The 525-nt window shown below is 45.9% G+C and carries 1 protein-coding gene; it reads right to left on the bottom strand.

Annotated elements, in window-relative coordinates; translation table 11 throughout:
• Positions 1-131: 131 nt before the first annotated feature.
• On the bottom strand, positions 132-525 hold a 394-nt coding region (locus R7Q46_RS30090; RefSeq protein ID WP_318078707.1), incomplete at its 5' end, for an FAD-dependent oxidoreductase.

Here is a 525-nt window from a genome sequence, read left to right as displayed (position 1 = left end):
TGGGGAATTAATTGGTTTGATTAAATATGCAGCACGTTGTCATTTTAATGTGCTGCATATTCGATGAGTTAAAAATGCTAACTACTATGCAGTATGTGGAATAAAGGTCTGTTTGATTTTTGTGCGATTATTTACGCGTAACGAAGTAAGTTGAGCTCTGAGTTCTCCATGATTTTGGCTTTTTCACCAGTCATGATATTGGCTAATAAGTGCCCTGAACCACATGCCATTGTCCACCCTAACGTCCCATGCCCAGTATTAGTAAAGAGGTTGTCGTATGGCGTTGCACCTATGATTGGTGTGCCATCTGGCGTCATTGGGCGAAATCCGGTCCAGAATTCTGCTTGGCTGAAATCACCGCCGCGAGGGAACAAATCGCGAACCACCATCTCAATCGTGTTTTTGCGCTTTTGTGGCAAGGATGGGTCGAAACCGGCAAGCTCAGCGGTGCCAGCCACTCGTATGCGGTCATCAAATCGAGTCATAGCGACTTTGTAAGTCTCATCCATGACGGTAGAGCGCGGT

It is taken from the genome of Vibrio sp. 811 (genome assembly GCF_033339195.1).
Note: the sequence above shows the minus strand (reverse complement) of the source record. Positions and strands in the feature narration are given on the sequence as shown.